Source organism: Oceanobacillus jordanicus (assembly GCF_022095695.1).
Taxonomy (GTDB): Bacteria; Bacillota; Bacilli; order Bacillales; family Amphibacillaceae; genus Oceanobacillus_B; species Oceanobacillus_B jordanicus.
In genome coordinates, this window is record NZ_JAIFZM010000004.1 from 54,985 (window position 1) to 80,309 (window position 25,325).

At 37.4% G+C, this 25,325-nt stretch carries 29 protein-coding genes, 1 tRNA gene and 1 pseudogene; 17 read left to right on the plus strand and 14 right to left on the minus strand.

The genetic code is table 11. The annotated features are described in order from the left end of the window. The first annotated feature begins 83 nt into the window (after positions 1–83). The 5 genes from K3T81_RS06010 (at position 84) to phoU (ending at position 5,331) form a co-directional block, all read left to right on the plus strand. Positions 84–159 (plus strand) — tRNA-Phe (locus K3T81_RS06010). Positions 160–384: 225 nt separating this feature from the next. Beyond that, positions 385–996, plus strand: coding sequence for a superoxide dismutase (locus K3T81_RS06015; RefSeq protein WP_036572569.1), 612 nt, complete (start codon positions 385–387; stop codon positions 994–996). Positions 997–1,128: 132 nt separating this feature from the next. After that, a complete protein-coding gene (locus K3T81_RS06020; RefSeq protein WP_106896940.1) occupies positions 1,129–2,400 on the plus strand; it encodes an MFS transporter in 1,272 nt (423 codons plus the stop codon). Positions 2,401–2,472: 72 nt separating this feature from the next. After that, complete coding sequence (locus K3T81_RS06025) at positions 2,473–4,548, plus strand: peptidoglycan D,D-transpeptidase FtsI family protein (protein ID WP_238018851.1); 2,076 nt, start codon at positions 2,473–2,475, stop codon at positions 4,546–4,548. Positions 4,549–4,674: 126 nt separating this feature from the next. Next, positions 4,675–5,331 carry a phosphate signaling complex protein PhoU gene (phoU, locus tag K3T81_RS06030; RefSeq protein ID WP_036572576.1) on the plus strand — a complete coding sequence of 219 codons (657 nt, stop codon included), beginning with the start codon at positions 4,675–4,677 and terminating at the stop codon, positions 5,329–5,331. A 33-nt stretch (positions 5,332–5,364) separates the two neighbouring features. Here the strand turns inward: phoU and K3T81_RS06035 are convergent, their stop codons facing one another. Both K3T81_RS06035 and K3T81_RS06040 read right to left on the minus strand, forming a co-directional pair. Then, on the minus strand, positions 5,365–5,916 hold the full coding sequence (locus K3T81_RS06035; RefSeq protein ID WP_238018853.1) for an endolytic transglycosylase MltG: 552 nt from the start codon (positions 5,914–5,916) through the stop codon (positions 5,365–5,367). A 39-nt stretch (positions 5,917–5,955) separates the two neighbouring features. Then, entirely contained in the window at positions 5,956–6,171 is a 216-nt protein-coding gene (locus tag K3T81_RS06040; RefSeq protein ID WP_036572581.1) for a hypothetical protein, read from the minus strand. A gap of 422 nt (positions 6,172–6,593) precedes the next feature. Between K3T81_RS06040 and rpmG the strand changes: the two genes are divergently transcribed. The 5 genes from rpmG to K3T81_RS06065 all read left to right on the plus strand — a co-directional run bounded on the left by rpmG (position 6,594) and on the right by K3T81_RS06065 (position 9,897). Continuing rightward, entirely contained in the window at positions 6,594–6,743 is a 150-nt protein-coding gene (gene rpmG, locus K3T81_RS06045) for a 50S ribosomal protein L33 (protein ID WP_011066322.1), read from the plus strand. Positions 6,744–6,807: 64 nt separating this feature from the next. Then, positions 6,808–7,362 (plus strand): 5-formyltetrahydrofolate cyclo-ligase, encoded by a 555-nt coding sequence (locus K3T81_RS06050; protein WP_238018855.1) that lies wholly within the window; start codon positions 6,808–6,810, stop codon positions 7,360–7,362. 84 nt (positions 7,363–7,446) lie between these two features. Beyond that, complete coding sequence (locus K3T81_RS06055; protein WP_036572586.1) at positions 7,447–7,644, plus strand: hypothetical protein; 198 nt, start codon at positions 7,447–7,449, stop codon at positions 7,642–7,644. Between the two features lie 125 nt (positions 7,645–7,769). Next, positions 7,770–9,308 (plus strand): rhomboid family protein, encoded by a 1,539-nt coding sequence (locus K3T81_RS06060; protein ID WP_238018858.1) that lies wholly within the window; start codon positions 7,770–7,772, stop codon positions 9,306–9,308. Between the two features lie 91 nt (positions 9,309–9,399). After that, positions 9,400–9,897, plus strand: coding sequence for a GNAT family N-acetyltransferase (locus K3T81_RS06065; protein ID WP_238018860.1), 498 nt, complete (start codon positions 9,400–9,402; stop codon positions 9,895–9,897). A gap of 203 nt (positions 9,898–10,100) precedes the next feature. Here the strand turns inward: K3T81_RS06065 and K3T81_RS06070 are convergent, their stop codons facing one another. Beyond that, positions 10,101–10,967 carry a hypothetical protein gene (locus K3T81_RS06070; protein WP_238018862.1) on the minus strand — a complete coding sequence of 289 codons (867 nt, stop codon included), beginning with the start codon at positions 10,965–10,967 and terminating at the stop codon, positions 10,101–10,103. Positions 10,968–11,109: 142 nt separating this feature from the next. On the opposite strand from K3T81_RS06070, the gene K3T81_RS06075 reads away from it, so the two are divergent. From K3T81_RS06075 to K3T81_RS06090, 4 genes are all read left to right on the plus strand, one after another. Continuing rightward, on the plus strand, positions 11,110–12,564 hold the full coding sequence (locus K3T81_RS06075; protein WP_238019039.1) for a spore germination protein: 1,455 nt from the start codon (positions 11,110–11,112) through the stop codon (positions 12,562–12,564). 152 nt (positions 12,565–12,716) lie between these two features. Then, entirely contained in the window at positions 12,717–12,929 is a 213-nt protein-coding gene (locus tag K3T81_RS06080; RefSeq protein WP_238018864.1) for a YqgQ family protein, read from the plus strand. A gap of 1 nt (position 12,930) precedes the next feature. Beyond that, the gene (locus tag K3T81_RS06085) at positions 12,931–13,911 is read left to right on the plus strand and encodes an ROK family glucokinase (RefSeq protein ID WP_238018865.1); all 981 of its coding nucleotides are present in this window, start codon (positions 12,931–12,933) and stop codon (positions 13,909–13,911) included. A 239-nt stretch (positions 13,912–14,150) separates the two neighbouring features. Then, a complete protein-coding gene (locus tag K3T81_RS06090; RefSeq protein ID WP_238018867.1) occupies positions 14,151–16,067 on the plus strand; it encodes an LTA synthase family protein in 1,917 nt (638 codons plus the stop codon). 133 nt (positions 16,068–16,200) lie between these two features. On the opposite strand, the gene K3T81_RS06095 is transcribed toward K3T81_RS06090, so the two are convergent. Then, positions 16,201–16,377 carry a DUF2759 family protein gene (locus K3T81_RS06095; protein WP_081779330.1) on the minus strand — a complete coding sequence of 59 codons (177 nt, stop codon included), beginning with the start codon at positions 16,375–16,377 and terminating at the stop codon, positions 16,201–16,203. A gap of 166 nt (positions 16,378–16,543) precedes the next feature. Between K3T81_RS06095 and K3T81_RS06100 the strand changes: the two genes are divergently transcribed. Next, positions 16,544–17,170: an MBL fold metallo-hydrolase gene (locus K3T81_RS06100; protein ID WP_238018869.1), complete on the plus strand. Its 627-nt coding sequence runs from the start codon at positions 16,544–16,546 to the stop codon at positions 17,168–17,170. A 44-nt stretch (positions 17,171–17,214) separates the two neighbouring features. Here K3T81_RS06100 and K3T81_RS06105 read toward each other — a convergent pair whose 3' ends face one another. From K3T81_RS06105 to comGC, 6 genes are all read right to left on the minus strand, one after another. Further along, a complete protein-coding gene (locus tag K3T81_RS06105; RefSeq protein ID WP_036572606.1) occupies positions 17,215–17,457 on the minus strand; it encodes a DUF2626 domain-containing protein in 243 nt (80 codons plus the stop codon). Positions 17,458–17,654: 197 nt separating this feature from the next. Then, positions 17,655–18,038, minus strand: a complete 384-nt coding sequence (locus K3T81_RS06110; RefSeq protein WP_238018871.1) for a hypothetical protein — start codon at positions 18,036–18,038, stop codon at positions 17,655–17,657. After that, positions 18,004–18,465, minus strand: a complete 462-nt coding sequence (locus K3T81_RS06115; RefSeq protein WP_238018873.1) for a ComGF family competence protein — start codon at positions 18,463–18,465, stop codon at positions 18,004–18,006. Before K3T81_RS06115 ends, K3T81_RS06110 begins: the two co-directional genes overlap by 35 nt. Then, a complete protein-coding gene (locus tag K3T81_RS06120; RefSeq protein ID WP_238018875.1) occupies positions 18,410–18,760 on the minus strand; it encodes a type II secretion system protein in 351 nt (116 codons plus the stop codon). The genes K3T81_RS06115 and K3T81_RS06120 overlap by 56 nt, the downstream gene beginning before the upstream one ends. Then, entirely contained in the window at positions 18,747–19,166 is a 420-nt protein-coding gene (gene comGD / locus K3T81_RS06125) for a competence type IV pilus minor pilin ComGD (protein ID WP_238018876.1), read from the minus strand. Before comGD ends, K3T81_RS06120 begins: the two co-directional genes overlap by 14 nt. Before the next feature lie 9 nt (positions 19,167–19,175). Then, the gene (comGC, locus tag K3T81_RS06130) at positions 19,176–19,484 is read right to left on the minus strand and encodes a competence type IV pilus major pilin ComGC (RefSeq protein ID WP_238018877.1); all 309 of its coding nucleotides are present in this window, start codon (positions 19,482–19,484) and stop codon (positions 19,176–19,178) included. Positions 19,485–19,898: 414 nt separating this feature from the next. Here comGC and K3T81_RS06135 point away from each other — a divergent pair. After that, positions 19,899–20,111, plus strand: a pseudogene (locus K3T81_RS06135) (IS110 family transposase); the annotation flags it as partial. Between the two features lie 153 nt (positions 20,112–20,264). On the opposite strand, the gene K3T81_RS06140 reads toward K3T81_RS06135, so the two are convergent. Beyond that, a complete protein-coding gene (locus K3T81_RS06140; protein ID WP_275949819.1) occupies positions 20,265–21,308 on the minus strand; it encodes a type II secretion system F family protein in 1,044 nt (347 codons plus the stop codon). After that, positions 21,259–22,281, minus strand: coding sequence for a competence type IV pilus ATPase ComGA (gene comGA, locus K3T81_RS06145; protein WP_238018879.1), 1,023 nt, complete (start codon positions 22,279–22,281; stop codon positions 21,259–21,261). The genes K3T81_RS06140 and comGA overlap by 50 nt, the downstream gene beginning before the upstream one ends. Positions 22,282–22,421: 140 nt before the next feature. Between comGA and K3T81_RS06150 the strand changes: the two genes are divergently transcribed. Then, the gene (locus K3T81_RS06150; RefSeq protein WP_249226087.1) at positions 22,422–22,601 is read left to right on the plus strand and encodes a YqzE family protein; all 180 of its coding nucleotides are present in this window, start codon (positions 22,422–22,424) and stop codon (positions 22,599–22,601) included. Between the two features lie 227 nt (positions 22,602–22,828). Here the strand turns inward: K3T81_RS06150 and K3T81_RS06155 are convergent, their stop codons facing one another. Then, positions 22,829–23,608, minus strand: a complete 780-nt coding sequence (locus K3T81_RS06155; protein WP_238018881.1) for a YqhG family protein — start codon at positions 23,606–23,608, stop codon at positions 22,829–22,831. Then, positions 23,598–25,250 carry a DEAD/DEAH box helicase gene (locus K3T81_RS06160; protein WP_238018882.1) on the minus strand — a complete coding sequence of 551 codons (1,653 nt, stop codon included), beginning with the start codon at positions 25,248–25,250 and terminating at the stop codon, positions 23,598–23,600. The genes K3T81_RS06155 and K3T81_RS06160 overlap by 11 nt, the downstream gene beginning before the upstream one ends. Positions 25,251–25,325 lie beyond the last annotated feature (75 nt).

Sequence of the window (25,325 nt, forward strand, 5' to 3'; positions counted from 1 at the left end):
AACACGACGAGCACAAAACTACGAAGCAATGCACCGAAACTTCTTAAGCTGAAGGAAACAAAATAATAATATACTATAAAAATGGCTCGGTAGCTCAGTCGGTAGAGCAAGGGACTGAAAATCCCTGTGTCGGCGGTTCGATTCCGTCCCGAGCCACCATTTTAAAATGATTCTCAGGCGAAGGCCTGTTTTTTTGTGTTTTCAAAAGTTACCTACATAGAAGCGACGTAAATTTTGAGTAGAAATAGGGGACTTGTTTCTGGAAGTTTAAATTTGGTACTCATGCATATTAGTTGCAACTGCATGCATGCTTTGATACTCTTTCCATAAAGGGTGGATACATTCCTTTTAATAAACATATTTATTAGAGGAGGAACATTAATTATGGCAAAATTTGAATTACCAGAACTACCATACGCATACGACGCGTTAGAACCAACTATCGACAAAGAGACAATGAACATTCACCACACGAAGCATCATAACACTTATGTTACGAAGCTTAACGGAGCATTAGAAGGGCATGCAGATCTTCAAAATAAATCATTAGAAGACCTTTTAAGCAATTTAGATGCTGTACCAGAAAGCGCACGCACTGCCGTTCGCAATAATGGTGGCGGACATGCAAACCATACTTTATTCTGGAACGTATTATCACCAAATGGTGGCGGCGAGCCATCAGGTGAACTTGCAGATAAACTAAACAGTAAGTTTGGCAGCTTTGACAAATTCAAGGAAGAATTTGAAAATGCTGCAACAACTCGCTTTGGATCCGGCTGGGCATGGCTAGTTCTTAACAATGGAGAGCTTGAAGTAACAAGCACACCAAATCAGGATACACCTCTAATGGATGGAAAAACTCCTCTATTAGGTCTTGATGTTTGGGAGCATGCTTATTACTTGAAATATCAAAACAAACGCCCTGATTATGTATCTGCATTCTGGAATGTAGTTAACTGGGATCAAGTAAACAAAAACTACAATGAAGCAAAATAAAAATAGTCTTTAATTCAAAGAGCGCAAGGCATAGAGCCTTGCGCTCTTTGAATATGGATTAGTAAAAAGCATACTGCATATCTCCATTACTTCTGTTCAAACTAAGAAAGGATTCATGAAGGAGTATGATTCATGCGGAAGGCTATACAATTTTACCAAGAGAAATTAGATATAAATAAAGATCTACTTTTTTTACTTGTTATTGGCGGATTGTATTCTCTTGGAATATTCTTGTCCAATACTTTTGTAAACATATATTTGTGGAAGCAGTCGGGTGATTATATTACGATTGCCATCTACAACCTGGCCATATACCTATTTCAACCCGCTACATTTATTTTAGCGGGGAAATTAGCTAAAAAAGTGGATAGGGTGGTCGTCCTCCGGCTTGGAGTAATCTTTCTGTCCATATTTTTTCTAAGTGTTCTTCTTATTGGAGAACAAGCTTCAAAGTACAATTTTTTATTAGGGAGCCTACTAGGGATTGGTTATGGCTTCTACTGGCTTGCTTTTAATGTACTTACTTTTGAAATTACGGAACCTGAAACACGTGACTTTTTTAATGGCTTCCTAGGGGTGCTTCAGTCCTTTGGTGGTATGATTGGCCCGTTGCTGGCCGGGATAATTATTGCTCGTATGGAAGCAAATATTGGGTACACGACCATCTTTACAATTTCCTTTATCCTGTTTATTTTGGCGGTCGCTTGTAGCTTTTTTCTTAATAGGCGAAGAGCTGAAGGAAGCTTTCACTTTAGAAGAATCTTACAGGAGCGTCATCATAATAAGAATTGGCGAAGGATCTTACATGCGCACACTTTTCAGGGACTTCGTGAGGGTATTTTTGCTTTTATTATTTCTATATGGGTTTTCTTGATAACCCAAAGTGAATTTTCACTTGGTATGTTCAACTTAGTCTTATCAGGGCTCTCTTTTGTGTTTTATTTCATCGCAACAAAGTTTATTAAAAATAAACTGCGCAAAAAAGCGATTTTACTTGGTGGACTAATTCTCTTTTTCTCCACCTTTATTATCCTGTTTAATTTAGGTTACGTCCAATTAATCATATATGCTGTTTTTATTGGAATTGCTTACCCGATCATTAATGTCCCATACGTCTCCATGACGTATGATGTGATTGGTAAGGCTTGGAAAGCCAAGGAGATGCGCGTGGAGTACATTGTTGTAAGAGAACTATTTGTAAATTTGGGAAGAGTTGCTTCTATTGTCCTCTTCTTAGGAGCAGTTATGCTGTTCTCAGCAAAGCAAGTGATTCCAGTTTTGCTTATAATTCTTGGGAGCGGACACTTGATCATCTACTTTTTTGTTAAGAATATTTACCTCGGAACAAAGCAAAAGAAAGAGGTCTTAATAAAAGATCAAATAACAGATGAAAAAAACCGATAAATCCATTTAGATTATACTATCAGACGTGTTATAATAAAAATATATGACTATTTTTATTATGGGGGAGAAGCGATGGGTAATAAGAAAAGAAAGAAAAAAGCACAACTTCCCTTTCGGATTAACATATTGTTTTTTGTTGTGTTTCTTATGTTTTCCGTACTGATTATGCAGCTTGGTGTTGTGCAAATACTAAATGGGGAAGCATTTCAGGAGGAAATTGACAGAACGATTCAAGACACCACAAAAATACCAGTACCGCGCGGGAAAATTTATGACGCTAATCACAATGTGGTGGTCGATAATAAACCACTTTATTCCATTACCTATACACCAGCAAAAGGGACCCAGGCTGAAGATAGGCTAAAGGTTGCTAAAAAACTTGCAACATTTATTTCCATGGATAGTGAAGATTATTTAGACGGGATTACGGAAAGAAACATACAGGAATATATATATTTACAAGACATTGACAAAGCAGAAGACCGCGTAACTGCTGAAGAACAAAAGGAGCTTAGTAATTCTGATTTCTATAAGCTTGTTTTAGAGCGTATTCCAGAGGAAGACATAGATCAAGATAAATTTTCGAAGCAAGAGTTAGAAGTCATTGCAATAAAAAAAGAGTTAGACAAAGCTTATTCTTTAACACCACAAATTGTTAAAAATGAAGATGTTACAGCAAAAGAATATGCCCAGGTGGCGGAGCATCTTGGTGAATTACCTGGTGTTAATGCAACGACTGATTGGGACAGAGAATATCCATACAAGGACACTTTCAAAGGCTTACTCGGTTCCATTACTTCACAGGAACAGGGTATTCCAGCTGAAAGTGAAGACTATTACATGACAAGAGGTTATAGCAGAAATGACCGTGTCGGCAAGAGTGGTCTGGAAGAATATTATGAAGAATCTCTTCGTGGCAGAAAAGAGCAGATTCAATATACGACAACCAAGTCAGGAAGAGTTATTGACTCTAAAACAATTGTAGAAGGGGAACGAGGAAAAGATCTCGTACTCACAGTTGATATGGAGTTTCAAGAAGAAGTTGACAAGATTGTTCGTGAAGAGTTAAAAGCAGCTAAAGAAAAGCATCCTTATGCCAACAGAACGTTAGAGGACGCAATTGCTGTTGTAATGAATCCGAAAACCGGTGAAATTCTAGCAGCGAGTGGGCAAGCATATGTTGATGGAGAATATAAAAATGCTGAGTTAAGAACCTTATATAACGCCAACCTCCCTGGTTCTACAGTAAAAGGTGCAACCGTTCTAGCTGGGTTACAATCAGGAGTAATTACTCCTGGACAGTATTTCTATGACAGACCAATTAAGATTGGAACATTGAAGCCGAAGGGTTCCTACAGTGAATTGGGGTCTGTAAATGACCTACTAGCTTTACAAAAATCTTCTAACGTTTATATGTTTTATATTGCTTTGAAAATGGGAGGAGAAAATAGGTATCCTTTTCCTAATGGCAGCAAAGCGTCGTTCGATTCTTCTGCATGGCAGCAGATGCGCAACTACTTCCAACAATTCGGTTTAGGGGTAAAGACTGGAATTGACTATCCTTATGAAAGTGTAGGTTATGTAGGGGAATCTGGAAATAGCCCTGGTTTGCTAATGGACTATGCCATTGGACAATATGACTCATTCACAGCAATGCAAATGGCCCAATATGTGTCAACTATAGCAAACGATGGGTACCGTGTACGACCACATTTTCTAAAAGAGATCCGCGAGCCTGGAACTTCTGAAGAACAATTAGGTTCGGTTTATCGTACTGAGAATACTGAAGTGCTAAATAAAATTGAGATGGACCAATCTTATATTGATAGAGTACAACAAGGCTTCCGTCTTGTGGCTACTGTTGGGACTGCCAGCGAACTTGCAAATAAAGATTATATGCCAGCAGCCAAGACAGGAACTGCAGAAAGTTCTGTAAAAGATGAGAACGGTAATTTGGTTTATACTGAGAACCTTTCATTAGTTGGTTATGCTCCTTATGATGATCCGGAAGTGGCGTTTGCGGTTATCGCGCCGAATACAGGAACAAGTGAGTACCGTATCCAGCATAATATGGCTTCACGCATTCTCGATGCATATTTTGATATGAAAGATGGAAATGATGAAGATAGTGAGGAAGAAGAAAACTAAGTAGAAAAACAGCTCACCTGCGGAGGAGGGCTGTTTTTGTTTACGAAAATTTTACAAAGAGTAAATAGTAGCTTAATACTTACCTGTTACCCTTATAGTATGTTAGACAGAATAGGGGGGGATTCCATGGCAACACGTGGACAGTTTCACCATGAACTGGAAGAGATAAATAATGATATCATCCGGTTAGCAGATGCAGCCGAGGAAGCATTAGAGAATGCAATTAACGCATTATTTAACAAAGACACAGAGCAAGCTAAGGCAATTATTGAACAGGATCATAATATTGACAGGTTGGAAATTGAAATTAATGATAAAACCATTTTACTTATTGCAAAGCAACAACCGGTAGCAACAGACTTGAGAAGGCTCATTATTGCTTTAAGGATTGTAACAGATTTGGAACGTATGGCAGATAACGCAAAAAATATTGCCAATGCTACGATCTATTTAGGTGAATATAATGAGGTTGTATTACCAGAAGGATTAAAGAAGATGCATGAAATTGCTAAAGACATGCTTCACACGGCTTTAAAAGCATTTAGAGAAGAAGATATAACACTTGCAAGCAGTCTATCTGCGATGGACGATAAAGTGGACCGATTGTACAAATTAATTATCAGTGAATTGCTTGGTGAAACAGCTACAAATCCTGACAAAATTCAATATGTTATGCAAGTCTCATTTTGCGCTAGATATTTGGAGCGCTATGCGGACCATATCACGAACATCGGGGAAAGTATTTTGTTCCTTGTTAAAGGTGAAAATTATAATTTAAATTAAAAGCAGTATGGCAGTTAAAACCTGCCATACTGCTTATTTTGTAATTGCCTCAGCTACTTCATAATGGCTCATGCCAGTGGTAAGTTCATATTCACCTATTTGTACTTTCAGGTGATAATCATTATCTATCAAGTATTCATTAAACTCTCCTGCATCATCAATAATATCGTTATTTTCTAATACAGAGCTGATATCAGAAGAGGCCATTCCTTCTTTTATCTTTAACTTATAGGAAGTTTTTTCCTTTTCTTCTTCCTTTTCTGCTTTTTCGCTATCATTTTCATCAGAGTTTTCTTCTTTGGCTTCAGCATTCTCAGTTGCTTCGTCTTCTTTATCTTTCGAAGCATCCTCTTCTTTAGAATTAGTTTCAGCGGAAGCTGTTTTGCTTTCATCTCCAACCGAAGCAGCAATATATTCTTCTTTATTTAAGACATAGTAGCCTTTTTGTTCAACAAGGTCGATTAGGTCCTCTGCAGCTAAATCCTCTACTTTCTCTCCACCGGTACCAAAAAAGAATATCCCGCCAAGTAGCAGTATACCTGCAGTAAATAACCCTATAGCAAACGATCGTACACTTTGTTTCATTGGTTTCTCCTTTTCAAATACAGATTGTTACCTTTTGGATCAATTGCTTTTAGTTAAGTCTTCTGGATAGTTTTCAGTAAGTAATTCTTCTTCCAAAATCTTAATCTTCTTCTTCATTTGATATGTATCTTGCATTGTTGAAATAGAAAATTGCTCGAGCTGGCTTTCCAAATCTTCCAAACGGTCATTCATAAAGAAAGACAGAACGAATAACACAATAGCAACCACAAGAATAGCAATGACTGCGAATAACATTTTTCAACCTCCTTATTATCAGAAATGCTTAATTTGAGTCATTTCGCTTTTATTCTACATTACTAGTTATATCATATAAACAAGCAGTAGACCATAGTAAATATATGGTTTCAAAACGAAATCCGAATAAACAATGCTTGGTGGAATCATAGATTGAGCTAAATAATTACCCGCTCATAATCTATCATAAAGGCTTTTTAAAATAATAAATTTAATTGAAAAGAATAATAATAATGAGAAATATGTTTTACCATCTAAATAAAAAGAGATGTGGCAGTAATCCACGTAAAAGAATTATAGAGAGTTAAAATATTTTTTTTGTTACTTCTTGATAGTTTGGCGAAATTCTGCTATTATTATTAAGTCTGAAATGAATGCTGAGCTGCCTATAAGCAAGTTTCTTATAGTTTGGAGGGAAAATTATGCGCGTAAACATTACATTAGCTTGTACTGAAACAGGTGATCGTAACTATATTTCAACAAAAAACAAACGTACGAACCCTGAACGTATCGAGCTTAAGAAATATAGTCCACGTCTTAAAAAACACACTTTACACCGCGAGACTAAATAGTTTTAAACGAAACTCCTGTCATTGATGGCAGGGGTTTTATTTCTATTTTAGGGAGCTGATTGTTTTGACAAAAGCAGAATTGCGTGCAAGATCGATAGAATTTTTAAAAGGGATTAGTAAAGAAGACAGATACATAACAGAAAATAAACTTAAGGATCAATTGGTTTCCAGTTCTATTTGGGAGCAAGTAACTACTATTGGGTTAACCGTCTCCCAAGCAATGGAATGGGATACCAAGCCGATTATTGAAGAAGCTTGGAAGGCTGAAAAAATCGTATGTGTTCCGAAATGCTCGCCAAAGGAAAAGACGCTTACCTTTTATAAATTAGAGTCATTTAATCAATTAGAGATAGTTTACTATAATTTGCTTGAGCCAAATCCAACTGTGACACAACCAATGGCTAAAATGGAAATTCAGCTATTATTAGTCCCAGGTCTCGTTTTTGACAAAAGGGGTTACCGAATTGGTTTTGGTGGAGGATATTATGACCGTTATCTTGCCGATTATCCGAATGTAACAGCTTCACTCATGCATTCCGAGCAACTTGTTGATCAAATACCAGCAGAGTCCTTTGATATTCCAGTTCAACATATCATAGCAGCAGAGAAATCTTGGTAGAGAGCAAATAAGCTAGATGTATAAATAATGATGAACCACCTCAAACTAAGTTCACCATCTAAAGAAAGAGAAGGTGAAAAGTGTATGCGAGTTACGACAATTGTATTAGGAATATTAGGTATCATAGGTATTGTGTATAAATGGCGATACAGAATCGTTAATACATTACTGGCAATTAGTTTTTTACGACGTCTTGCTGTTACCTTATCCATGAATATGCCAACTATTCGATCGAAAATATTACCTGGTTTGTTTGGAAAGCAACAATCGAATGAGATGTAAAAAAAGAAGCTGCCATGTCAGCTTCTTTTTTGTAATTTCCCCACAAAAAATCACTAGCATGGAGAGCACTTTATCAGGATAAGTATATAAAAGTTTGGTATGATGGAAAGGCAGGAGGGGAGACCATGTACTTAGATGAACAATATTCAATGTATCAACTGGCGCATCACTTCGTAACGAAACACCAGTTCGAGGTACTATATATAAATAATAAAGAGGAAGAAATTTGGCTAGAGCAAAATGTGAAGCGAAACTCCAATGTGATTAGACTTATACATAAGGGATTCGACTGGAAAAATCATTTACGCAATGATATCGCGATTACATTTCATCGACGTAAAGCATTGAGTAAAGTAATCACTGGAAAATTTATTACAATACATAATGTTTATTTTTCTTCACACCCACCAGTTGATGACTGGGAATTTCTAAAAAAGCCTATGCAATTAAAAGAGAAAAATACCACGAAAATGAATGTCTATTATATTACTAACGAAAACAGCCAAGAAGAAAAGTCACGGTTATTCCATTCACTTGAAGTGGAGCCAACGTTAGAGGGGAAGTCCAATGAAGAGAAGGAAACTGCTGTTTTAATTTATAAAAAGGCATTACAGGATGCACTTTTTGCAAAGAAAAAAGAAGTAGATAATCTATTTTTTTATGGTAAACCATTCTTAACGTATTTGTTGTTAGCGATAAATATTATTTTATTTATTTGGTTGGAAGTACGAGGTGGAAGTGACAATATTCACAATCTTATTGAATCTGGGGCAAAATACAATCCGGCAATTATTGAAGGAGAATGGTGGAGAATAATAAGCTCGATGTTTTTACATATCGGGGTTTTGCATTTAATGATGAATATGCTGGCTGTTTATTACCTAGGTTCCACTGTAGAAAGAATCTACGGATCAGCAAGATTTTTATTCATCTACTTCCTAGCTGGTATTGGAGGGGGACTTGCAAGCTTTGCCTTTTCCTATAATCTTTCTGCCGGTGCTTCAGGTGCATTATTTGGTTTATTTGGCGCCTTATTGTTTTTCGGAGTGATATATAAGAAAATCTTTTTTCAAACAATGGGGCGTGGCGTCTTAATCATTCTAGCTATTAATATTGTTTTTGGATTCCTAGTGCCTCAAGTTGATTATAGTGCACATTTAGGTGGACTTGCTGCAGGGTTTATTGCTTCTGCCATTATCCATTTGCCACACAAGAAAAAGATTGCACTCCAACTTAGCGCATTGGTAATCTATTTTTTACTGTTAAGTGGGCTGGTAGCTTTTGGTATCCAGCATAACGAAACTAGTCAAGAATATTATTTAATGCAAATAGATGAACTTATACAGCAGGAAAAGTTTCAGGAAGTTGTAGAGGTTGCCACTGAGGGGCTGGCAAAAGAGGGAGAATTGGAGGCGAATCTGCTTTTTCAACGGTCGTATGCTTATATACAGTTAGATCGATCAGAAGAGGCGGAGACAGATCTTGAAAGAACAATAGAAATTGACAATAGCTTGTCAGAGGCTCACTATAACTTGGCGGTCCTTTATGCAAATAAGGGAGATTTGACAGAGGCGAGAGAAGCGATTGAACGTGCTAGTCAGCTTAACCCTAAAGATGAAAATATTAAGAGTTTATATGATCAATTACTGGAACAAAGTCCTTAAAAAGTATCTATTGCTTTTTTTCAAGTAAGCTAGCGGTCAATGAGAGAATGAGGCATTCACTTAGAAAAAATTTGAGTTGGGGGTAAATCTGTTGCAAATCGTAGAAATAAAAGATATAGCTGCTTATCAGGAAGAATTGGCAACTTTGTTTCAAGAAGTAGTAGCTGAAGGTGCTTCACTTAATTATTTATATCCCATGCATTACGAAACAGCCATTCATTACTGGAAAGATGTTGTATCCGAGCAGGTTCAATTATTTATTTGTCTCCTTGACGGTAAGGTAGTAGGTACAGTTCAGTTACACCTCGCAAATAAGGAGAATGGAATGCACCGAGCCGAAATTGCCAAGTTAATGACACATTCAGAAGCAAGTAGGAAGGGTGTAGCGAGAAAACTCCTTCAGTTTGCCGAACAAGCAGCCAAGCAAGAAAAGAGAACGCTTCTATTATTGGACACAGCCAAGGGATCTTCAGCTAACATGCTTTATCAATCAGAGGGGTATGAACTATACGGAGAAGTACCAGCTTATTCGCAGGATGCCTTCGGTAATTACAAAGATAATAATTTTTATTATAAGATAGTTAAATAGTGAAACCTGCATTTACTGCGGGTTTCCTACCTTTCCTAGCAAAGGATAGATTAACGAATCAGACCTCCACTGGCAGTTGTCTCTTGCTTGGAATACTTGGATTTCCCTCGGATTTTTGGCGGGGAGCTTACTACCAATCAAGGCGAGGAATTTCCTGAGAAAATCTATGGGGATAAAATAAAAAAGTGCCATAGGCACTTTTTTTAGCTTTCAGTAAGACTGTACTTCTGTATAAGCTGATTTTTTCTCCCATTTAGCTCAAAAAGGACAAGTAAATGATCTTGGTCTTTACTAAAAAGAATAATGGGGATGTAGCTAGTAGGTTTTTTGTTGTTTTTCGTTGTGGCAGGTACAATATAATTCTTATAGAGCCCCTCCCATAACTGCCCCATGATTTTGTCTGTTTCCTGCTGTGTTAAAGAAGGTAGTGGTTCTGTTTGATAAGTAGCCAGGCTCGTCAAAGGGACTGATAGATAGTTGCCACTATCTATATCAAAATGAGTAAATAGCTGATTCCAATGGTATAAAAGCTGCTGACGAGTGGTTTTTTCCAAGAGGTTTTTCCACTCCACCTCATAATTATTCTGTGGTTTTTCAAATGATTCTAAGGCAGTAGTTGGAGAATCAATGACATATAGTTGATCTGCAGTTATTTGTTGCATACTATGAATGGATTTACCTTGTTTATGAATCTCACCGTGGTGAAACGTGATGGCTTGAAATAAGCTGCTGTCTTCATGGAATAACCGTTCTTTCATTATGATACTATCTGTATCTTGCTTCCATTTACTTCTTACCCCACGTAGTCTCCCATTATCGAATAATAGAGAAGCGTCTTGCCTAAGATAGGTTGGAGCTTCGCTTACAGAGGTTGCTGACCAAATAATTTCATATGAATCATTCCCATTTTCCGAAAACAGCGATATATCTGTTTGTACTTTCTCAAAGCGCTGATCCTCTGTTATAGGAAAATAGGTTATGGCAGGCAACGTATGAATGTTTATTATATAAATGATGACAGCAGCACTTATTGAAACAATAATGATCGAAAGAAATCCCCATTTATTCATCAACTATTCACCCTCTAGAGTAGCTTGTCTAATCCATTGTATGAATTTAGGATAGAAGATATGTTAGATGTATAGAAAACAACCCAGCTTGTCAAACTATCATTATGAAGAGAAAGAGTTGGGTGAGGATATGTCAGAAGAAATGAACGAAAAAAAAGTCATGTACACGAGCTATGATAAAAATGTAGCATATTTATCAAAAAGACTTGGTGTCGATAAAAGCTTTGATATTATACAACTGGATTTAGAGTACGCTGGAAGAAGAATGGCACTGTTTTTAATAGATGGATTTGCAAAAGATGACATTCTCCACCTTCTGATGAAGTTACTTGCAAAGTTGGAGCCCGAAGATATTGAACCTGATCCATTAGCCAAATTACTTAAAACGTATATTCCCTACGTAGAGATAGAACAGGTGGATGATCTCAACCTGGCTACTAAGCAAATTCTTGCTGGGCCTTCCGCATTGATCGTAGAAGGTATTAATAAAGTAATCATGATCGATGCCAGAACATATCCCGCTAGAACCCCTGCCGAACCAGATTTAGAAAGAGTAGTACGAGGATCTAGGGATGGATATGTGGAAACGCTTGTATTCAATACGGCTTTAACAAGAAGAAGGGTACGTGATCGAACGCTAAGAATGGAATATACCCAGGTCGGGCGCCGTTCTTTGACAGATGTTTGTATTTGTTATATTGAAGATATTGCAGATATGGATAGAGTCGAACATTTGAAAGGCGTATTAGATAAAATCGATACAGACGGACTACCGATGGCCGAAAAAACGATAGAAGAATTTCTTAGTGGGCGTTATTGGAACCCATACCCGACAGTTCGATACACAGAAAGACCTGACACTGCTGCATCTCACCTTTATGAGGGACATGTATTGCTTATCATCGATGGCTCACCAAGTGTCATGATCACACCCGCAACGTATTGGCATCATCTGCAACACGCGGAAGAATACCGGCAGAAGCCATTGGTAGGTGCCTATTTACGTCTGATAAGGTTCATTGCTGTATTCGCTTCAATTTTTATTCTTCCACTATACTATTTATTTTCTGTAAACCCTGAACTGCTTCCAACTGGATTAGAGTTTATCGGCCCAAACCAAATGGGCGTTGTGCCTATAATTGCACAGTTTATAATTGCAGAAATAGGAATTGATGTCTTGCGCATGGCTGCCATTCATACACCATCTTCTTTAGCCACTGCTCTGGGACTAGTGGCAGCCATACTAATTGGACAAATTTCTGTGGAAGTTGGATGGTTCTCTAATGAAGTTGTTTTATACTTGGCCGTAGCTGCTATTGGAACTTACGCAACACCGAGTTATGAAATGAGTTTAGCAAATCGGCTCGTACGTATCTTTTTATTAATTTGTACTTCTTTGTTCGGTGTAATGGGATATGTAACTGGAATTACACTTTGGATTCTTTATCTTGCCAGAATGCAATCGTTTCATATACCTTACTTTTGGCCGTTCCTGCCTTTTTCCTATCGTCCATTTCGGGACATTTTTGTACGGGCACCAATCCCATTAAAAAACAGAAGACCTCTCTTTTTGAATCCGCAGGACCCTGACCGCTAACAGGGTACTTGCGGTTTTTTATGTGTAATGAACTGAGTTATGCCGACATGGAACAAGGAAAAGGTGTATTAGATTGCTTCCCCGTGGGTAACCGCATTTAATGTAGTTCCTATTACAAAAAAAGTTTGCTATAATTAAATTTGGTGATTTTTATGAAAACAATTTATGATGTCCAACAATTACTTAAACGATACGGTACATTTGTGTATACTGGTGATCGATTGGGAGACTTAGAATTAATGGACATGGAACTAACAGAATTGTATAAGTGGGATTTTATTAGTGGAGAAGATTATACAATGGCCAAGTTACTTTTGCGAAGCGAAATATCTAAAGTAGAAAAAGAAAGAAGGGGGAACGCTTAACATGACTCAGAGCGAATGGATTGTTGGGGTTGATGTTGGAGGGACGAGTGTAAAGATAGGTATTATTTCAGCAAAAGGGGATATTTATAAGAAATGGGAAATTAAAACAGATAAATCAGATGGTGGGCAGCGTATTATGGAGGATGTCTGGAACTCTGTCCAACAAAAGCTATCTGAATCAAATATCTCATCAGATAATATATTAGGGATTGGTTTAGGCGCACCTGGGTTTATTGACGGAGATACTGGTTATATTTACGAAGCAGTCAATATTGGCTGGAAGGAATATGATTTACCAGGTCATTTGAAACAACTTTCAGGACTCCCAGTTTTTGTAGAGAATGATGCCAATGTTGCTGTGCTAGGCGAGAATTGGCAGGGAGCAGGTCGTCAAGAGAAAAATGTTATCGCCATTACGCTTGGAACTGGTGTAGGGGGCGGCATTATTGCGAACGGTGAGATTGTAAACGGTGCAAATGGGATGGCTGGTGAGATTGGACATATGACGATTGAAGCAGCTGGAAGACCTTGTAACTGTGGAAGAACAGGTTGCCTAGAAACAATAGCTTCAGCCACGGGAATTGTAAGACAGGCGATGGAGTTAATTGAAACGGGTAATAGTGAAAGTAAACTAGTGGAACATTTTGAAAATCACGGTGTCTTAACTGCTAAAGATATTTTCAACTATGCGGCATTGGGAGATCAAGAAGCTAGTTCTATTGTTCACTATACTGCCGATGTACTTGGTTTAGTTATTGCTAACATGGGTGCTCTCCTTAACCCGTCCAAAGTATTAATTGGCGGTGGCGTATCAAAAGCTGGAGATCAATTACTTGATGCGATTAAGGCATCATTTGAAAAATATGCTCTTGAAAGGGTAAGCTCCATTTGCGATATGAGGGTTGCAGAGCTGGGAAATGATGCGGGCATTATAGGAGCGGCCTTCCTTGTAAAACAAAAAGTTCTTCATGTTTCTTTCTAGTTTTTTTACCTTTTCCTGTAAATTATTATAATCCTTCATTTTTTTATGTAGCTTTGAAACTTTTATTATATTCAATACGTCATATACTTATATGTGCTTTACAGAAATCATACATGGATTTATCTTTGCGTTTATAATGTAAAGGCAGGGGAATTGAAAATTAGTGACAGTAATACATTCTTAATGTACAAATATGTTATTTTGACAATGTTGAAAGGGAAAAGCAGGAGGAAACAAAGATGACCTTTATTCAAAAGAAAATGCCTTTATTTATCATTGCGACTATATTATTTGGGGTAAAAACATACATTGTTTACCGCTTTATATTTAATATCGACCTTGAAAATATAATGCAAGAGTTAATCCTATTTATAAATCCATTTGTTTCAACCTTTTTGTTGTTTTCGATTAGCGTCTGGTTCAACAAAAAATCAAGACAAATGAAGTATATACGGTATACAGCATTACTTGCTTCCCTAATAGTGTTTGCTAATATTGTGTTTTATCGATCGTTTGCCGATTTTATTACCATTCCTCAGTTATTACAGGGAAGTAATGCTGCTGATCTAGGGAAAAGTATCTTATCCTTGATGAGACCATATGACATTTTATTGTTTATCGACGTAGCAGTAATATGGCATTTAAGCAAAAGAAGAGCAGATAGTTTCATTATAGATTTTTCAAGGAGAGGAAAAGTATTTGCTTTAGCAATGTCACTTGTACTACTTGCAGGAAACTTTTTTTTGGCGGAGATGGAGCGCCCGCAGCTTTTCACGCGTGCATTTGACCGCGAATATCTTGTGAAAAATATAGGGCTATTTAACTACCATATATACGACATTGCAATTAATACAAAAGCAACTACACAGAAAGTTTTTGCGGACGGCAATGAAATTCCTGAAATTAAGAAGTACGTAGAGAATAATGTTAAGGCTGATCAAAAATCAGAGATGTTCGGGGTTGCGGAAGATAAGAACGTCATCTTTATCAATGCCGAGTCTTTACAAAGTTTTGTAATCAATAATGAAGTAAATGGGGAAGAAGTTACGCCATTTTTGAATAGCTTAACAGAAGACAAAGACACGTATTACTTTGAAAATTTCTATCATCAGACAGAGCAGGGAAAAACATCTGATTCTGAATTTTTGATTGAAAACTCCCTGTACCCTTTGTCACGAGGGGCTGTCTTCTTTACACATGGACAAAATGAATACAATGCAATGCCTGAAATTCTAGGTCAAGAAGGTTACACTTCTAATGTTTTCCATGCAAATAACAAAAGTTTCTGGAACAGAGACCAGATGTACGAAAGCCTAGGTATTGATGCGTTTTATGGGAAAGAGGCTTATGAGGTAACAGACGATAATTCTGTAGGCTGGGGATTAAAAGATAAACCTTTTTTCGAACAATCTATTGAACATATTAAGACATTGAAGGAACCATATTACTCTAAATTTATAACGCTGACGAATCACTTTCCTTTTGAGTTAACGGATGAAGATAAGTCTATAGAATCTTATGATTCTAACTCAACTACTTTAAATAATTTCTTCCCGACAGTCCGTTATATGGATGAATCCATTGAACAGTTTTTCGAAGAGTTAAAGGCTGCAGGATTATATGAAGATTCGATTATCATCATTATGGGAGATCATTATGGGATCAGCGCCAATCACAATAAAGCGATGAGTCAGTATCTAGGAAAAGAAGAAATTACTCCTTTTGATCATGTTCAGCTTCAGCGTGTACCTTTCTTTATTCATATCCCTGGTCACGGGAAAGGGGAAGTACGTTCTGAGGTATCAGGACAGATTGATGTCAAACCGACTATGCTAAGCTTGCTGGGGATTGAAAATGAAGATGATATATACTTTGGAAATGATTTGTTCTCAAATGAACGAAAAGATTATATTGCCTTAAGAAATGGCGATTTTATAAATGAAGATTCTGTTTATACAAGCGGTATTTGCTATGATCGCCAAACAGGTGAGCCAGTAGAAGGGGAAAGTGAAGCCTCTCTAGATGTTTCAATTGATGAAGAGGTGACTGCTTGTACTCCTATTGCGGATAAAGTAGATCAGGAACTTGCTTATTCAGATGACATGATTTACGGAGATCTATTTCGGTTTATTGAACTTGAGGATAAAGAAAAATAACAATAAAACGGAGGACCATGGACTGCTGAGCAGTCACAAGGAATCCTCCGTTTTTTAATAGGTTAATCTGATTAAATAAAAAAGCCCGGACGAGTTAAATAACCGTACGAACTTTTTGTTGTTCACTCTTATTTTAATTCATTCCCGAAATCTCAGTGATAAGCGTTGCTATAGAGAAAAATCCAAATGCAACAGCAGCAATTGCGGAAAAAGCTAGAGCGAAGAAATTTTTGTATTTAAGCTGACGAATAACAGATACAACTGCAAGTAGTGCAACCAATAATAATAATATTGCCAAAACGATATGCATCTTAGTTAACCCCCTTGTTCAGTTCATAAAATTGATAGTGACAACCGTTTATACTATTATGTAACTAACCCAATATATTATTTATTTTATAGTATTTCGTATCATTTGTCGAGAAATACATGGACTAAAAATTAATGAATAGCTATAACCAGTTGGAGGGATAGAAATGGAAGTGAAAGTGTTACCATTAGGGCCTATAGGAACAAATTGTTACATCATACATAACGAAGGAAATGCATTGATTATCGATCCAGGAGGAAATCCAGAAAAAGTAATGGCACTTATGGAAGACCTTATACTGACTCCGAAAGCCATTTTATTAACACATGCTCATTTTGACCATATAGGAGCAGTCCAAGAATTAAGAGAAAAATACCAAATAGATGTTTATTTACACTCTGAGGAAAAAAATTGGCTACAGGATGCTTCATTAAATGGTTCACTAGGTCTTATGGGGCAAGAAATAACCACTTATGAGGCAGAACATGAGCTCCAAGAAGGAGATACGGAGATGTATGGCTTTACGTTCGAGATTAGACATACACCAGGACACTCGCCAGGGAGTGTAAGCTTTGTTTTCCATGATCAGTCTATCGTGATTAGTGGAGATGTACTATTCAAGCAAGGGATAGGAAGAACGGATCTAACTGGCGGGGACATAAATGTGCTAGAAAAAAGCATCCGAAACAAGTTATATAACCTTAGTGACGGCTATACTGTCTTTCCAGGTCACGGTCCGGAAACCACTATTGGGTTTGAAAAGCACCAAAATCCTTTTTTCCCTGACCATTAAAAAACAGGGCATCGGTCAAAATAATTGACTGGATGCCCTGCTTTTTAATGTCCGAAGCCTGGTACTAGTATAAACTCCGAGTACCATGTAAAGCCGATAAAAAATACCGTACAATAAGCCCCGAATAAATACATATACATACGCTCAGATAATTTCAAATAACTTACTGTAAGGAAAAATGCCGTTTGAACCAGGAAAAGAAGAGCTGCTCCATGCATATCACCGATAAATAACATGACGGTGAATATGCCAGTCCAAAAGGCAAGCACGCGAAACATACGATCCATGCTTCCCCCTCCTTCTAGGTAACCTTTTCATTGTTATTATAAACGACCTTCTGCTACTTGTAAACGAATCTTGCTAAACAAAAGAAAGATTTGCAAAATAAAGGGAAATTTAGCCGTAAACGATTGCATCTGCATATCATTAATCCTTCCTTTGTTTAGTATAACCAACTCATAATAAATTATGATTTTTGAATTACCTAATCCAATAGTCCGCTTAGCACAAGTGGGCTTTCAATATTTTTTACATCATTTCCTTTAGTCCTAATGGTAAAGGCCAATAAACAGGTAGCTTCATTAATTCGCTCTATATTAATAAATACCTCTCCATGTGGAAAATGATAGGAGGCGTGATCTGTTACATTACCGGTAACTTTAATCTCTTCAATCAGTAGTTGCCTGGAAGATTGAAAAAGTGTTTCTATTCTTGTTTGCTCCATTTGCATATCAGTCATGTGAAGTTCATTACGATAACCTGCAGTTCCGTGAAAAAGCAAAAGAAAAATGATTGAAAGAACTACCAGTACATAGGGAAGAATAAACCCCCTTTCATTCGTCATCGTACCATATGATCGTCTTTTCAAATGTTTCACCATCCTCCATCGTAACAAATATGGAAAATCCGTAAGCAGCTGGTTCAAAGCGGAGATTTGCTATATTTCTTAAATAAATCTCATGCCCCGTGCTGTTTACCCTGCGACGAATCAAGTTACCATATTTCTCAAGCGTGGTATTCGCTCCGCCGACAAGGTTGAGTTCTAATATCTTACCAGCATCTTTTAATTTAAAGCTAGTTGCATTTTTTACATCGTCTTGTAGAAAGGTAAAGAATTGTTGGATAGAAAGCTCCTGTTCGTGAAGAGGTATGTCGGCAGCTTTCAGAAGGGAGGCAAGAAAAGGGAGGCTTAAGGCGAGAAAGCTAATTGCTAACAATGATTGGATCATGGTGAATCCACTACTTCTTTCTAGAAACACCATATAAACAGATTGTTTCTCTTTTTTCTTTAACATTCGTCCATTCGACACATCCTTTTATCAATTCACGTTCTTGCGTAAAATGGTATACGGCTTTCATTCCGTTTCCTTGAAAGGTTGTATGTTGAGATTGGGGGAGAGAACGGCCAGGTGACCATAGAAAGGGCTGTAGCTCATCAAGTAATTCTTGGTTCATATATCGTCTGTCTGTAAGGGTCTCGCCTTCAAGTATTAGTAACTGAAGTAAGGGGATCACTGTAATAACAACACCTAATAGGATTGATACTGTAATAAGAACTTCAATTAAGGTAAAACCTTTATTGTCTTTCAAGATAAAATCTTCCCTTCCCAAAAGGAAACACCATCCTATAGCTGTTTAGCGATGAGACAAGATAAAGTGTTCTTGGATTTTTTATATTCCCATTATAATTGAAGGTGATATTTCGATCTGTTCGTGTATCAATAGTCAGCCCTTTAGGATAGGCTCGATTCATACTTGGTCGTCCATCTACTATGATTCGATAGCTGTTTTCATTAAAAGTTATCCGATTCATCCCACTTGTTAGGGTGGAACGTTGCTGGATATATAAAACGTCAGACGCTAATGTTTTTAAAAATTGTTTTTCTTCCTGTTCTTTTAATACATTAAACTGTAAGGGGAAAGCGAGTAAAACTAAGGTCGAGATTATACCTAACACCATAAGCATCTCAATTAGTGTAAAGCCGTCCTCTTTCATATCAAAGCCCTACAAGCTAGGTGCTGTTACCTTGCCATCTGAATATCCTAAAGAAAGGTTATTACTACAAGTTGTTTGTTCTGTTGTTATATAATCTCCTTCTACAAGGATAGCGAGTGTAGCAGGATATTCTCTTTCGTTTAAATAGTAAGCATCAACCTGGGCTTGGACTAATGCTACAAGTGCTTCACAGCCTGTTGAGTTCACTTCTTCGCTCTTCCCGCTAAGACTAGGTATAAAGAGCAATATTAATACCGAAATAATCATTAATACGATTAGCATCTCAATTAGTGTAAAACCGCGCTCGTTTTTTAACATGATAAGTCTCCTTTTTATAGTATATTTAGGCATTCACTTTTTGCCTATTTTCTCTTTCATTTTTAAAGTCAAAAAACAGTTAAACACCGTTACCTTTCACTACAGACGGACGCTTTCCGTGGGGCATGGCTTGAGCCTCCTCGCTCACAAAGAACGTTCGCTGTGGGGTCTCAAGTCTCATGCTATTCCCACAGGAGTCGCCGTCTTTCGCTCTAGGTAACTTCTTTTACGTTACTGCTCCAAGGAATTTATATCAATCACTTGGACGCTCTGTGATGTTCTTAGATAATGGTCTTAGGATCATTTGGGGAAATTCTGGTTCTCCTAGCGGACAAAGCGCATTAGAAAGACTGTTTCCCAGTGTACGTGTTGATCTTCATACACACAGGCCTGTACTAAACTTCCATCTCATGCAACGGAAACCAATACTTGCGATATTATCTTGTAGAAGCCGCCAACTCGATAAGAAGGCATGTTCCCGAATTTAAAGATTATTATGTGAAAAAGTACAGGGAAGTAACGAAACATCAGCACAAAAGAGCACTCGTTCTAACCGCAAGAAAAATTGTGCGTTTGGTTGATGCGCTACTACGCAAAAACCAAATCTACACGCCGAAAGGAGCGTAGATATATGAAGGATTAATAGCTTCTAGATCCTTTTAAACAATTCCAGTAATTTACATTTTTCTGGTCTAGTTTCGTGATGCTATATTTGTAAGATTTGTTCCTTGATAATCAAATATCTAATCAATTTTATCTTGACATATTTCCGCAGGTCTTTTATATCGTTTTAATTAGTTCGTACATTGGCCACATGATTGTTATATAAATAAAAATAATGAAGCCTGCTAGTACTACGAAAAATACTGGCTGGATATATGTCACAAGTCTAAGGGCTCTCCGCTTCATTTCTTCTGTTAATACTTCTGTAAACATATCTAGGTCTTGCGTTAAGTGCACTGAACTTGCATCTTGATTAAATAATAAAGATAGTTTTTTATCAAATAGCGGTAAAGAAGCTAGTAAGGAAGACATCGTATAGCCTTTTGATAGTTCTTCTTTTAAGTAAGATGAATAGAAAGAAATGATACGTTGTTTTTTTAATCCTGACATCTGCTGAACAATGTCATAATAGGAAATGCCTGTTTTTAGAAGAGAACTGAAATGTGCTGCAAAGAGTAGGGATGTCTGGGCCTTAATATAGCTGCGACATAGGGGAAGGGATTGATAAATTTTGATAAGCGTATTTGTGGTTACTTTCCTCGTGTAAATTGGCCAAAGGAAAACAATGAACAATCCAATGAATGCCATTGTGACAAGGAGATAAACTACATAATCTACTAGGAGCATAAAGAGAACAAGGGTGGAGGAGGCGGAGGTTGATTGGAACAGACTAGAAAAGGAAGGAAGTACGATCTGTTTCATGAGAAATAACAGAATGCAAAAGATGAATAGAAGAAGTAGAGGATATCTAGTTATTTGTTTGATCTTATTGAAATAGAATATGCGGTCTCTGAATGTGTCTGCTGCCTTACTTATGCTTTTCTCCAAGTTCCCCGTCGTTCTGCTCAGATAGAGGTGGCTGACTATATGTGGGTGGAATGCTGCCAATTCAAACGCTTCATCAATTGTTTTCCCAGCTGTTAATGCCTGAGTTATTGTGTCAGCTAACTTTACAAACCTATCTTCCCACTTGGTTCGCTCCAATGCAGGCATGAGAGGGTATCCTATTGATAAAAGCCGATGCAATCTGGTTAGGAATTCCAATTGTATCTCATGAGTAGGTTTGTAATTCTTTATAAACACTTTCGGAAATAAATCCATAAGCAAGAGCCTTCTTTCTTAAATGGTCGAAGGAATGAAGTCGTTCTACCATATTACTGCTTCTATTAAGAATCGACTCTTCCAACTGTTTTCCTTCAAGTAATTCCATAATAGCTCCGCGTCGCTTGGTTGTTCCGTCGATCTGTAAAGGGAGTAGCTCGAGTGAAGCTACGGCCAGCAAGGATTGCTCCAAGTCACTTTGTTTTAATCCCATTTCCAGCAATCTATGAATGGTCCCTGTGGTATTTTTGGCATGAAGCGTACTGAAAACTAAATGCCCTGTTAGAGATGCGTCAAATGCAAATTTAGCCGTGAAGGAATCACGTATCTCACCAACCATAATAATATCTGGATCATGCCTTAAAGCTGCTTTAAGCCCTGCTTGATAAGTAACTCCAGCCTTTTCGTTTACCTGAACCTGAAGCATATTATCCATTTTTCTTTCGATTGGGTCCTCTAAAGTGATGGTTTGGTAGGATTTTTCTTGAAGAATGGTCTGAAGTAATGCGTAAAGAGTGGTCGTCTTTCCACTCCCTGTCGGGCCTGTAAATAGAATGATACCAGAACGGCTAGACACCCATTTTTTTAATTTTTGTAATTGGTAAGAAAAGAGAAAGAGCTGATCAAGTTTCAATAGATTTTGCTCGGGAAGTAGTCGTATTGCTAAGCTTTCATTTTCTTTTACAGGGAGGGTGGAGAGCCGAAGGGAAATTAATTTATCTATTGCTTGGTGGGTAAGTGTACCGTTTTGTGGTTTTCTAATCTCGCCAATGTCCATACCTGAAGCAAATTTGTAATAAGAGAGTAAGGAACGATAAGTGGAAGTGGGAAGCGAAGTGTGATACACACGTTTGCCGTGAATTCGAAAATAGACATCTGTACCTGTTTCAAAAGGATAGAAGTGAATGTCTGTGGCTAATTGACGGAATGCTTCGTTGAAGAGCTTTTTGGATAGTGCGGTGGCGTGTTTCAAAGGACTCACCTCCTGCATATTATTGCACCATACCGACTAGATTCGACATGTTTAGTGAGATTCCTTCTTTTAATTTAATTTTTTTAGCATAAATCGAGAAGGATTTGGACAAGCTAATCAAAACAAGATCTGTAAGGGTGATGAGCGTGTCTGGTAACGATTATCTAAAATTTATGACAGAACAGGTTGTAGCCTATTTGGATTTGCCGCAGGAGGAACGAAAAAAAAGGAAGAAGAAAGAAAAGGTTCCTCGGCCAGTATACAGCTCACGCTGGCTTGGCGTTTTGCCTTTCGCAGTCAAAACCTTTCTGCGCAAATAATTAAAGTAAAAATGTATAAAACGGTTCTAATTTATCGCCACCAGACAAGGAATGACAACTTGTCTGGTGGCTTTTGTTACATTATTTTTAAAGGACGGGAACAAGTCGGCCTTTCCCACTGTTGAGCGCAGTTCACTAAGGGGAGCGGAAGGAGCTGAATTATACCTAACAACCATGAAAAGTTATCTATAATCAACGGTCGTTAGTAAGCCGCTCTCCGCATTTGGTTACACCTTGGAAAGATAAAACATGCCGCCATTTATAACCTCATAAGAGATAACAGGTCGATATCTCTCTTCAATCTCTGCAATTTCTTTTTCCATAGTTTCTGTTTCTATATCGGTTTGTTCAACATAAAAGTGTTTTAGCGTGTCAATATCTTCCTTCATAGCTAAAAGGGAAGCTTTTGCCCACTCATGAGTTTGGTTCTCAATGTAGTTGTCTATTACAGCCTCCATTCGCTTATAACCACTGTTCAGACGAATAATTGGTGATATTGTATAACAATAGTCAGAAATAGTTTGCTGTAAAGGTATGGTTCGAAGTGTATTCATCATCTCTGCTCTCATTTCACCTGTCACCATTTGTAAACCTAGGGAGAATATTTCTTCTTTTTTCTGTTTGCCCTTATAACTTATTTTCAAATTGACGACAAGCCAGGGATACATAGGGGTATTAACATGTGGATCAACACGCTGAAAAAGCTTTGTGTATTTCTCATTTTGCTTTAAATGACGAAGGATTTGTTGCAGGCGAGGACTGCCAAAATGAATCCATTCACCTTGTTCTTCTCTTTTGTCAGGGTTTGTTATAAATGTGAGCTGTTTTGGTTCCCCTTCACGGCCCATTTTTTTAATATAATGCCAATAAAATGGTCTGTTCATTAATGCTCGGTCCATCTCTTCGGTTAGTTGAACCTGCAGGATGCCATTCTTATTACTGAGCAACTGACAGTGATGGGATTGGAAATAACCAGCGAGAAATTCATTTAAGTTTTCAATTGCCATATTGCTCCTCCTCAGATCCAGTATGGAACGTGTTCTTTAAGACATGTGAAAGATTATCAAGCTTAATTTTTGCTTCACCCATTGATTCTGATTCGGAATATATAGTTGCAATCTCTTTTTCCATGTTGGTTATTTCGAGTTCAGCTAATATATTATCAAGATGTCCGATAACCTTCTCAAATAGTTCTATTTTTTCATAAAGTAATGTCATTATATGTTCCTCAATTGTTTCTCTAATGGCAAAATTATATATGTGAACGTCCTTCTCCTGTCCATAACGATGGATTCTACCAATTCGTTGCTCTAATCGCATTGGATTCCATGGTAAGTCATAATTAATCATATAGTTACAAAATTGAAGGTTAATTCCTTCTCCTCCTGCTTCCGTTGCGATGAGCACTTGAGCATGGTTTTCAAACAATTGGCGCATCCAATCTTTCTTTCCGCGTTTGAAGCCACCGCGAAATGGGACAGAAGAGATTCCATGCTGTTGCAAATACCATTGCAAGTACAATTGGCTAGCACGATACTCTGTAAAAACGATGACCTTTTCATCTCCTATATCTTTTATCAACTCAACCAGCTTCTCAGCTTTTTTATGGTGCGGAAGTGTTTCAATTTTACTGGTGATTGTTTGAATTAATTCATTGGGATTATTTATATCATTAAGTTTTGCTAATGAAAGGTAGCATGCCTCTCTTGAGGAACAGAACTCTCTTAAATAGGTTATTTTTGCGAAAGAGCTTTTGTGAATACTATTCTCCAGTAACTGGTATACTTCTTTTTCAGGTTCAGAGAATTCCAGCCAGACTGTTTCGATATTCCGTTTCGTGTTTTTAATGGTGGTTTCCGCTCTTGTGTTCCTAACCATCACCTTTTGAACTAATTGCTTAAGAAATAGATCGTCTTTCATCTTTGTTCTATCTTTGCCAAACTTAGTAAGGAAGTCATCATAATTACCAAGATGCCCTGGTTTAAGAATGGAGACGAGGTTAAATATCTCTACAAGCTTATTTTGCACAGGTGTAGCGGTTAGTAATAAACAATATTTCTTTTTTAATGAACGTACGAACTCATAGTTTTTTGTTTTGTGGTTCTTTAGCTTATGTGCTTCATCTATCAGAATTAAATCATAATCAATATCAAGTATTTTCTCTCTATGTGGAGAACGCTTCGCTGTGTCCATCGATGAAATTAAAATATCGTATTCTTCCCATGCATAGTTTCTCCGATGACCTATAGCAGGTATGTAAAACTTTTCATTTAATTCTCTTTCCCATTGGTTAACAAGGGAAGCGGGAACTAAGATTAAAATCTTTTTAACTAATCCTCTAATCATATACTCTTTCATGACTAAGCCAGCTTCTATCGTCTTTCCAAGTCCAACCTCATCTGCTAGTATGGCCCGCCCATTCATCTGTTCAATAACCTGTTGAGCGGTTGAAACCTGGTGATCCATAAAATTCACATGCGGTAAGAAATCGAGCGACCGTAGACCATGGAATTCAGGTGTCATCGAGGTTAATTCAGCTTCGTACGTCATTGAAAATAGTTCCCAAGAAGACAAGGCTTCTCCTTTTTCGAGCTCAGCTTGTAATTGATCGATATAGTTAGAATCCTTTTGGATTGATATTTTATTCATAAGATACTTCCTTTATAAATAGTTTTATTAAGAGTTTCTTCATAATTTCTACTTTATAAAACATTTCTATGCTAT

Coding starts and splice junctions, on each gene's coding strand:
- K3T81_RS06015 (WP_036572569.1), top strand. CDS start 385: ATGGCAAAATTTGAATTACCAGAACTACCATACGCATACGACGCGTTA.
- K3T81_RS06020 (WP_106896940.1), top strand. CDS start 1,129: ATGCGGAAGGCTATACAATTTTACCAAGAGAAATTAGATATAAATAAA.
- K3T81_RS06025 (WP_238018851.1), top strand. CDS start 2,473: ATGGGTAATAAGAAAAGAAAGAAAAAAGCACAACTTCCCTTTCGGATT.
- phoU (WP_036572576.1), top strand. CDS start 4,675: ATGGCAACACGTGGACAGTTTCACCATGAACTGGAAGAGATAAATAAT.
- K3T81_RS06035 (WP_238018853.1), bottom strand. CDS start 5,916: ATGAAACAAAGTGTACGATCGTTTGCTATAGGGTTATTTACTGCAGGT.
- K3T81_RS06040 (WP_036572581.1), bottom strand. CDS start 6,171: ATGTTATTCGCAGTCATTGCTATTCTTGTGGTTGCTATTGTGTTATTC.
- rpmG (WP_011066322.1), top strand. CDS start 6,594: ATGCGCGTAAACATTACATTAGCTTGTACTGAAACAGGTGATCGTAAC.
- K3T81_RS06055 (WP_036572586.1), top strand. CDS start 7,447: ATGCGAGTTACGACAATTGTATTAGGAATATTAGGTATCATAGGTATT.
- K3T81_RS06060 (WP_238018858.1), top strand. CDS start 7,770: ATGTACTTAGATGAACAATATTCAATGTATCAACTGGCGCATCACTTC.
- K3T81_RS06070 (WP_238018862.1), bottom strand. CDS start 10,967: ATGAATAAATGGGGATTTCTTTCGATCATTATTGTTTCAATAAGTGCT.
- K3T81_RS06075 (WP_238019039.1), top strand. CDS start 11,110: ATGAACGAAAAAAAAGTCATGTACACGAGCTATGATAAAAATGTAGCA.
- K3T81_RS06080 (WP_238018864.1), top strand. CDS start 12,717: ATGAAAACAATTTATGATGTCCAACAATTACTTAAACGATACGGTACA.
- K3T81_RS06085 (WP_238018865.1), top strand. CDS start 12,931: ATGACTCAGAGCGAATGGATTGTTGGGGTTGATGTTGGAGGGACGAGT.
- K3T81_RS06090 (WP_238018867.1), top strand. CDS start 14,151: ATGACCTTTATTCAAAAGAAAATGCCTTTATTTATCATTGCGACTATA.
- K3T81_RS06095 (WP_081779330.1), bottom strand. CDS start 16,377: ATGCATATCGTTTTGGCAATATTATTATTATTGGTTGCACTACTTGCA.
- K3T81_RS06100 (WP_238018869.1), top strand. CDS start 16,544: ATGGAAGTGAAAGTGTTACCATTAGGGCCTATAGGAACAAATTGTTAC.
- K3T81_RS06105 (WP_036572606.1), bottom strand. CDS start 17,457: ATGGATCGTATGTTTCGCGTGCTTGCCTTTTGGACTGGCATATTCACC.
- K3T81_RS06115 (WP_238018873.1), bottom strand. CDS start 18,465: ATGTTAAAGAAAAAAGAGAAACAATCTGTTTATATGGTGTTTCTAGAA.
- comGD (WP_238018876.1), bottom strand. CDS start 19,166: ATGAAAGAGGACGGCTTTACACTAATTGAGATGCTTATGGTGTTAGGT.
- comGC (WP_238018877.1), bottom strand. CDS start 19,484: ATGTTAAAAAACGAGCGCGGTTTTACACTAATTGAGATGCTAATCGTA.
- K3T81_RS06140 (WP_275949819.1), bottom strand. CDS start 21,308: ATGGATTTATTTCCGAAAGTGTTTATAAAGAATTACAAACCTACTCAT.
- K3T81_RS06150 (WP_249226087.1), top strand. CDS start 22,422: ATGAGCGTGTCTGGTAACGATTATCTAAAATTTATGACAGAACAGGTT.
- K3T81_RS06155 (WP_238018881.1), bottom strand. CDS start 23,608: ATGGCAATTGAAAACTTAAATGAATTTCTCGCTGGTTATTTCCAATCC.
- K3T81_RS06160 (WP_238018882.1), bottom strand. CDS start 25,250: ATGAATAAAATATCAATCCAAAAGGATTCTAACTATATCGATCAATTA.